Origin of the sequence: Streptomyces sp. NPDC059524 (assembly GCF_042749255.1) — a bacterium.
Classification (GTDB): Bacteria; Actinomycetota; Actinomycetes; order Streptomycetales; family Streptomycetaceae; genus Streptomyces; species Streptomyces xanthii.
Map to the genome: position 1 here is coordinate 21,872 of NZ_JBHYTK010000101.1, position 7,740 is coordinate 29,611.

Genomic DNA, 7,740 nt, shown 5'->3' on the forward strand with positions numbered 1-7,740 from the left:
CGTTTTCCCGGGTTTCCCAACTGGTTCCCGGCGGCCCCCGGCGCCCCCGCGCCCACGGGCCCCGGGCTGGCGGGGCCCCCCGCCCCGGGGTGCGGGCCGGGGCTCTGCGGTGGTGCGGAGAGCGGGCGGGATCAGGCGGCGGAGCCGGCCTTCCACTCGGCCCAGCTCAGGTTCCACCCGTTGAGGCCGTTGTCCGGCTGGACGGTCTTGTCGCCGGTGTTCTTCACGATGACGACGTCGCCGACCATCGAGTTGTCGTAGAACCAGGCACCCGGGGTGCTGGAGTCGCCCGCGCCCTTGGCGTCGGCGAGACCGACACAGCCGTGGCTGGTGTTGACCGAGCCGAAGATGGACTTGGCGCCCCAGTAGTTGCCGTGGATGAAGGTGCCGGAGTTCGACAGACGCATGGCGTGCGGCACGTCCTTGATGTCGTACTCGCCCTTGCCGTCGTCGTCCGTGAAGCCGACCGTCGCGCCGTTCATCCGGGTCTCCTTGAACTTCTCGGAGATCACCATCTGGCCCTCGTACGTCTTGTTCTCGGGCGAGCCGGCGGAGATCGGGATGGTCTTGACGACCTTGCCGTCACGGGTGACGGTCATCTGCTTGGTCTTGGCGTCGACCGTCGAGACCTGGTTGCGCCCGACCTTGAAGGTGACGGTCTTCTGCTGGACGCCGGTCACGCCGTTCGCGCCCTCGACGCCGTCGAGGTCCAGCTTCAGGGTGACGGTGGAGCCGCCCTTCCAGTAGTCCTCGGGGCGGAAGTCCAGGCGGTTGGCGTTGAACCAGTGGCCGACGACCTCCTGGCCGCTGCTGGAGGAGACCGTGATGTGGGACTGCACATCGGCCTTGTTCGTGATCGCCTTGTCGAAGTTGATCGAGACCGGCATGCCGACGCCGACGGTCGAACCGTCCTCCGGCGTGAAGTTACCGATGAAGCTGTTGGCCGGGGAGACGGTCGTGAACGACGCGTTCTCGTGCGCGACCCGGTTGCCCGAGTCCTTGGCCTCGGCGGCGATCTTGTACGTGGTCGACCGCTCGAGCTGGTTGGTGGGCTTCCAGCTCTTCTTGTCGGCCGATATCTGACCGGCGACCGCGGTGCCGTCGGCGGTCGTCATGGTGACGTCGGTGAGCGTGCCCTTGCTCACGGTGACCTTCGCGGCGTTGTTGATGCTCGCGTTGTCGGAGCCGTCCTTGGGCGCGATCTTGATCTCGGCCTGGGACGTCTTCTTCGCCGCGGCCTCGTCGGCCTGAGCGGCCTGGGATTCCTTCGTGCCGCTCGCCGAGCCGCCCGAATCGGCATCGCTCCCGCTGCACGCGGAGAGCACCAGCACGCCGCCGAGCACAGCGGACGCGGCCATCAGACCCTTGCGCCGCTTACCGTCCGTCATCACACGCTTCTCCATAGTCGCCGAATTACCCGACTTCCCGACGTCCCGGCCAGTCTCAGCCGTCCCGAGTGCGGTCACGGAGAACACAGGTGTTCCCCATACCCGTACACAACGCGGTGACCGGTTCGTCCCGTTCCCGAAAACGCTCGGATGTGGGCCAGGACACGTCCGTGAAGACGTGACCGGCGGCGCACCGACGGTGACGACACCCCCGCTGAACCCCCGTGCCCCACGCCCCACTCGCGCGCTTCTCCCCCTCCGGGACGACGCGGCCCCGGGCAGCGGTTCGCCGCCCGGGGCCGTGGATCCGGGGGGCCGCTACACGCGATCCGTGTCGTCCTGCCCCTCATCATCCTCGTCCAGGTCCCAATCCGGCGAATCGGGGTCGTAGTCCACCTGCTCGCTCGACCAGGAGGCCTGGACGAGCTCCGTGCCGGGCACCTCCCCGACCAGGTCGAACGGGTCGACGAGGTACGCGATGGCCTCCGCCTCGTCCTCCTGGACCGCGCTCTCGGCGTGCGAGCGCTCCTCGGGCGGCATCGCCTCGTCGTCGGAGATCCGCTGCAGCGCGGCACCCGTCAGGGCCTCCGCGTCACCGATCTCCAGGACCAATTCCACCTTCAGGCGAACAAAACGTGACGTCTCATCAGTGTTCATGACCCGGAGCGTACGGCCCACCCCACCCGTGACTTTCCTGTGACCCGCACCTTTCACTAACATCGGCGGACACGGCCAATTCGCCAGCGCCACAAGGGGGATCGCTTCCGTGTCCGCCGCACGCCGATCACTGCTCACCGCCACAGCCGCAGGAACCCTCCTCGGGGCCCTGTGGTTCGTCCCCAACGCCACGGCGACCCCCGGGGAGTCCGAGACCGTCCACACCGACGCGCGCACCGCCTCCGCGGTGACCGACGCGCGGACCGACCGCGAACTGCGGCTCGCCGACACGGGCACCATCGACACCACCCCGTACGTCATGGGCGGCGCCGTCTTCCTGGGCCTGGGCGTCGGCTTCGTGACGTACTCGGTGCGCAGGCAGCGCGCGACCGAGGCGTACTGACCGACCGCCCCGGTCGACCGCCGCTACGGCTCCAGGCCCCTGATGCGGCGCCGCTCCCGCTCGCCCGTGGCCGGCGGCGGCGCGTCCGCGAGCCGGACTACCGGGTCGTCCAGGCCGCCCTCCCGCCCGGCGACGACGGGCTTCGCCGAGCGCAGCGCCTTCGCCCGGTACTGGGCGGCGTCCGCGAGCCGGAACAGCCGGCGGGCACTGGAGACCTCGCCGATCGGATCGCCGGTCGAGGCGATCCCGCAGGCCACCCCGTCGCCGAGGTCGAGTTCGGCCGCGCGGGCGCAGACCTCGCCGCCGACCCGGACCACCTCGTCCGCGGCGGGCCCCACCGCGAGCAGGCAGAACTCGTCGCCGCCGAGCCGCGCCGCGAGCGTCCCCGGCAGCATCGCGCCGCACAACGACAGGACGGAGCCGAAGCGTTCGAGGAGCCGGTCGCCGACGGCGTGGCCGAGGGTGTCGTTGACCCGCTTGAGCCCGTTCAGGTCGCACACGACGAGACTGACCACCGCCCCGTCCGCGCGGTGCCGTTCGACGGCCTCGTCGAGGCGGATGTCGACGGCCCGCCGGTTGGCGAGGCCCGTCAGCGCGTCCGTGAACGCGAGGCGCCGCGCCTCCTCCAGGCGTTCGGTCTGCGCGATGCCCGCCGCGACGACGGCGGCGAGCACGGTCGCGAACTCGGCGTCGCCCCGGTCGAACACGGGCATCCCCTGCGGCCGCGCCACGTACAGCTCGCCCCAGGCGCGCCCGTGCAGCACGATCGGCGCGACGACGCAGCAGCCGCGCCCGCGGCGGCGCAGCGCGGCCACCCGCTGATGGCAGTAGCCGCCGCGCTCGACGGGCCCGGCGGCCGTCTCCACCCAGGCGTTGGCCCCGCCGCCCCCGGCCCACCGCTCGTGCAGGAACTCGGTGATCTCCGGGAACTGGTGCACGGGATACGTCTCCCGCTCGGGGAACTCCTCCTCGTCGGGCGCGAGGTCCCCGACGTTGACGAGCACCCGGAGCCGGCCGTGTCCGCGCTCCCACACCGAGAGCGCGGCGAAACTGCCGGTCAGGGCACGGCAGGCACCCAGCGCCGCGGCCCGCCAGGAGTCCCGCGGGGCCTGTGCGGCGGCCATGCCCTGCGCAAGCGTCACCACGGCGCGCAGCCGGTCGTCCTCTCCCATTCCACCAGGCTAGGAACGTTTCCGGCATTTCGGTGAATTCAGCGCGTCCGACTCGGTGATCTTGGTCGTCTCCGAGGCCCGGGACCGCTCACTCGCCCGGCCACTGCGGGCGCCGCTTCTCGTTGAAGGCCGCGACGCCCTCCGCGCGGTCGCCGGAGAAGGCCACCGAGCGCCAGGCCGCGTCCTCGACCTCCAGGCCCGCCCGCAGGTCCAGGCCGTGGCCGAGGCGCAGCGCCTTCTTCGCGGCGCGCAGCCCGACCGGCGAGTTCGCGGCGATCCGCGCGGCCAGCGCCAGCGCCTCCGTACGGTCCTGGCCCGCCGCCACGACCTGGTCGACGAGCCCGAGCTCGCCCGCCTCTGCCGCCTCCACGCGGCGGGCGGAGAAGATGAGCTCGGCGGCGCGCGCGGCCCCGATGCGGCGCGGCAGCAGCTGCGTGCCGCCGCCGCCCGGGATCACGCCGACCGACACCTCGGGCAGCCCGACGACGGCGGTCGCGTCGGCCACGATCAGATCGCAGGACAGGGCCAGCTCGAAGCCGCCGCCGAGCGCGAAGCCGTGCACGGCCGCGATCGTCGGCATCGGCAGTTCGAGCACGCCCGTGTACGCGGCGCGGGCCACGGGCCGCTGCCGCACGAGGTCCAGGTCCGTGAAGGAGTTGCGCTCCTTGAGGTCCGCGCCGACGCAGAAGGCCCGCTCGTGACTGGACGTCACCACGACCACGCGCACGTCCCGGTCGGCCGCGAGCGCGTCGCACGCGGCACCGATCGAGCGGGCCATGTCGGTGGAGACCGCGTTCATCGCCTTGGGCCGGTCGAGCACCAGCTCGGCGACGGCCCCGGCGGCCCCGGCGCCCTCCTCGCCGTGGCGCCGTACGACCACGAACTCCCCGAACCGCTGCTCTGCACCCATGACTCGCCCTTCCGGTTAACGCCAGTTAACCGTCAAGATGTCAGGTGCGCCGGGTCAGCGTCCAGGGCTCCACGACTCCGAGCCCGCGGACCGGCCGCTGCCACATGGGCTGCAGCGCGAACCGGTACGAGGGCGGCGCCTCGCCCGTCTCCTCCGCCTTCTGCGCCTGCGCGGCGGCCTCCGCCTCCGAGCTCGGGGTGTCCCCGGCCCGGATCAGCTCCTCGGCGAACGCGCCGTCCACGAGCACGGCGTCCTTCGGCGCTATCGACGTGAGCCGGCTCGCCAGGTTCACGGTCGTGCCGAACACGTCGCCCATGCGCGTGGTCACGGTCCCGAAGGCCATGCCGACGCGCAGCTCCGGCATCGTCTCGTCGTTGCTCATCGTCTCGATGAGCCGCAGCGCGATCTCCGCGGCCGTGCCCGCGTCGTCCGCCGCGTACAGGACCTCGTCGCCGAGCGTCTTGATGAGCCGTCCGCCGTTCGCGGCGACCAGGTCCGCGGCGGTGGTCTCGAAGGCCTCGACGAGCTCGCCGAGTTCCTCCTCCTCCATGCGCCGGGTGAGCCGGGTGAACCCGACGAGGTCGGCGAAGCAGACGGCGAGCCGCCGGTCCACCATCTCCTCGTCGTCGGCGGCCTGCACGACGCGCCCGGTGGCCGCGGCCAGCTGCCGCCGCCACACGTAGACGAGGAACTCCTCCAGCTCGGGCAGCAGCAGCTCTATCAGCGGATACGTGACCTCGGTGCGGGTCATCCCGGGCTCCGGAGGCTCGGTGAGACCCTCCAGGAACGAGTCGATCTGCCACTCGGCGAGCCGCGCCGTCGTCTGCCCGGTGGACCGCGCCACCTGCACGGCCATCGCCTCGCTGAGCAGGCCCGCCTCGACGAGACCGGCGAGCCGCCGCAGCGCCAGGACGTCCGCCTCGGTCAGCGCCTTCGCCTGCCCGATGTCGGCGAAGCCCATGGCGCGCCAGAACCTCGACGCCAGCTCCATCGAGACGCCGGCGCTGCGGGCCGCCTGGAACGGGGTGTAGCGGCGCTCGGCGCCGAGGATCAGCCCTTCGAGGCGCAGCGCGAGGGGATCCGCGGTGTCCTTCTCGTCCCCTTCCGGCTTCTCGGGGTCGGGTGGGGTGCCCGTGCCGGAGCCCGAGTCGTCGACGGTCACGCCTGCTGCCCTTCCGATCTGCCGCGGTCAGGTATCGACCGGCCTCAACGATACGGCAGCCCTTGTGCCCCACGTCACTCCGCTCGGTGCGGGTCCCGCCTATGGGGGTGCCGAGTGCTCTGGTCGGGCGAGTGCGGGTCCGTCGTGGCTGGTCGCGCAGTTCCCCGCGCCCCTGGAGATGCGCACTTCGTGCGCCATCTCCGTCGGGCGGTCACCTGTCGGGGAAATGCGACGCGAAGCGTCTGCATTTCAGGGGCGCGGGGCTGTGCCTTTCAGCGGCTCCGCCGCGGGGCGCGAGAAGCCCCACCGGCCCGCGGCCGGGGACGAACCGTCGAAGTTGCGGCGCGAGGCCTAGGCCGGGCGCAGGTGCACGATGTCCCCGGCGCCCACCGGCACCCGCTCACCATCCGCCCCCCGGACGACCAACCGCCCGTCCCCGTCGACGGCCACCGCCTCCCCCACCAGCTCCCGGTCCCCGGGAAGAACGGCCCGCACCCGCCGCCCCACGGTCGAGCACCCCGCCGCGTACGTCTCCTGCAGCCGCGACAGCACCGGATCCCCCTGCGCGGCGCACCACTCCACGTACCACCGCTCGAAGGACCTGAGCACGGCCCGCAGCAAGGGCTCCCGGTCCACGACCTGCGCCCCGGCGAGCGCCAGCGACCCCGCCTGCGGCACGGGCAGCTCCTCCGCGCGCAGCGACACGTTGAGCCCGACCCCGATGACGATCCCGCCCTCGCCGGAGGCCTCCGCCAGGATCCCGCCCGCCTTGCGCTCCTCGCCGTCGACGGTGACGAGGACGTCGTTGGGCCACTTCAGGGCCGTGTCGACCCCGGCAGCCGAGGACAGCGCGGTGGCGACCGCGACCCCGGTGAGCAGCGGCAGCCAGCCCCAGCGCGACACCGGCACCTCGTGCTCGCCGGGCTTCACCAGGACGGAGAAGAACAGCCCCGAGCGCGGCGGCGCCGACCAGCGCCGGTCGAGCCGCCCGCGCCCCGCGCTCTGCTCCTCGGCGACAAGGACGGCGCCTTCCTGCGCGCTTCCGGCGACGGCGCGCGCCACCAGATCGGTGTTGGTGGACCCGGTGCTCGCCACGACGTCGAGGGACGACCAGAGGCCGTCCTGCCGGAGCAGCGAGCGGCGCAGACCGCTCTCGGAGAGGGGCGGCCGGTCCAGGTCGGACCAGGGGCTGGCGGGCACGTCTGAACGATCTCGCGGCGTCATGCAACCCAGCCTAGGTGTGGCATACGACGCACTGCCGAACCGTAGGCGCGCCACTACTCTACGAGTCAGTAGCCCCGTCCCCCTTGAGCAGCGTCGAACCAGGCAGGGAGCCGCGCCCCGATGAACGAGATCGACATCCACACCACCGCCGGGAAGCTCGATGATCTGCGGCGGCGGATCGACGAGGCGACGCACGCGGGTTCGGCGCGTGCGGTGGAGAAGCAGCACGCGAAGGGGAAGTTGACGGCGCGTGAGCGGATCGCGCTGCTGTTGGACGAGGACTCGTTCGTGGAGCTGGACGAGTTCGCGCGGCATCGTTCGACGGATTTCGGTCTGGAGGCGAACAAGCCGTACGGCGATGGTGTGGTGACCGGGTACGGGACGGTGGACGGCCGGCCGGTGGCGGTGTTCTCGCAGGACTTCACGGTGTTCGGCGGCGCTCTGGGTGAGGTGTTCGGGCAGAAGATCATGAAGGTGATGGACTTCGCGCTGAAGACGGGCTGTCCGGTCGTGGGGATCAACGACTCGGGTGGTGCGCGGATCCAGGAGGGCGTGATGGCGCTGGGGATGTACGGGGAGATCTTCCGCCGTAACACCCATGCGTCGGGTGTGATCCCCCAGATCAGTCTGGTGGTGGGTCCGTGTGCGGGTGGTGCGGTGTACTCGCCGGCGATCACGGATTTCACGGTGATGGTGGATCAGACGTCGCACATGTTCATCACGGGTCCCGATGTCATCAAGACGGTGACGGGTGAGGACGTGGGTTTCGAGGAGCTGGGTGGTGCGCGGGCGCACAACAGCCGTTCGGGGGTCGCGCATCACAT

General features: G+C 71.7%; 8 protein-coding genes. 2 read left to right on the forward strand and 6 right to left on the reverse strand.

From position 1 onward, the window contains the following. Nucleotides 1-131: 131 nt before the first annotated feature. Entirely contained in the window at nucleotides 132-1,403 is a 1,272-nt protein-coding gene (locus ACFW9D_RS25390) for an Ig-like domain-containing protein (RefSeq protein WP_188337187.1), read from the reverse strand. Nucleotides 1,404-1,706: 303 nt separating this feature from the next. Further along, nucleotides 1,707-2,045, reverse strand: a complete 339-nt coding sequence (locus ACFW9D_RS25395; protein ID WP_188337188.1) for a hypothetical protein — start codon at nucleotides 2,043-2,045, stop codon at nucleotides 1,707-1,709. A 109-nt stretch (nucleotides 2,046-2,154) separates the two neighbouring features. Between ACFW9D_RS25395 and ACFW9D_RS25400 the strand changes: the two genes are divergently transcribed. Then, nucleotides 2,155-2,448, forward strand: coding sequence for a hypothetical protein (locus ACFW9D_RS25400; RefSeq protein ID WP_223205967.1), 294 nt, complete (start codon nucleotides 2,155-2,157; stop codon nucleotides 2,446-2,448). Nucleotides 2,449-2,471: 23 nt separating this feature from the next. On the opposite strand, the gene ACFW9D_RS25405 is transcribed toward ACFW9D_RS25400, so the two are convergent. The 4 genes from ACFW9D_RS25405 to ACFW9D_RS25420 form a co-directional block, all read right to left on the reverse strand. Further along, complete coding sequence (locus ACFW9D_RS25405) at nucleotides 2,472-3,620, reverse strand: diguanylate cyclase domain-containing protein (RefSeq protein WP_384625179.1); 1,149 nt, start codon at nucleotides 3,618-3,620, stop codon at nucleotides 2,472-2,474. 88 nt (nucleotides 3,621-3,708) lie between these two features. After that, nucleotides 3,709-4,530 carry an enoyl-CoA hydratase/isomerase family protein gene (locus ACFW9D_RS25410; RefSeq protein ID WP_188337190.1) on the reverse strand — a complete coding sequence of 274 codons (822 nt, stop codon included), beginning with the start codon at nucleotides 4,528-4,530 and terminating at the stop codon, nucleotides 3,709-3,711. Nucleotides 4,531-4,570: 40 nt separating this feature from the next. Beyond that, complete coding sequence (locus ACFW9D_RS25415; RefSeq protein ID WP_188337191.1) at nucleotides 4,571-5,692, reverse strand: adenylate/guanylate cyclase domain-containing protein; 1,122 nt, start codon at nucleotides 5,690-5,692, stop codon at nucleotides 4,571-4,573. A 351-nt stretch (nucleotides 5,693-6,043) separates the two neighbouring features. Next, complete coding sequence (locus ACFW9D_RS25420; protein WP_188337192.1) at nucleotides 6,044-6,916, reverse strand: biotin--[acetyl-CoA-carboxylase] ligase; 873 nt, start codon at nucleotides 6,914-6,916, stop codon at nucleotides 6,044-6,046. Nucleotides 6,917-7,036: 120 nt separating this feature from the next. Between ACFW9D_RS25420 and ACFW9D_RS25425 the strand changes: the two genes are divergently transcribed. Beyond that, on the forward strand, nucleotides 7,037-7,740 hold a 704-nt coding region (locus ACFW9D_RS25425), incomplete at its 3' end, for an acyl-CoA carboxylase subunit beta (protein ID WP_384625183.1).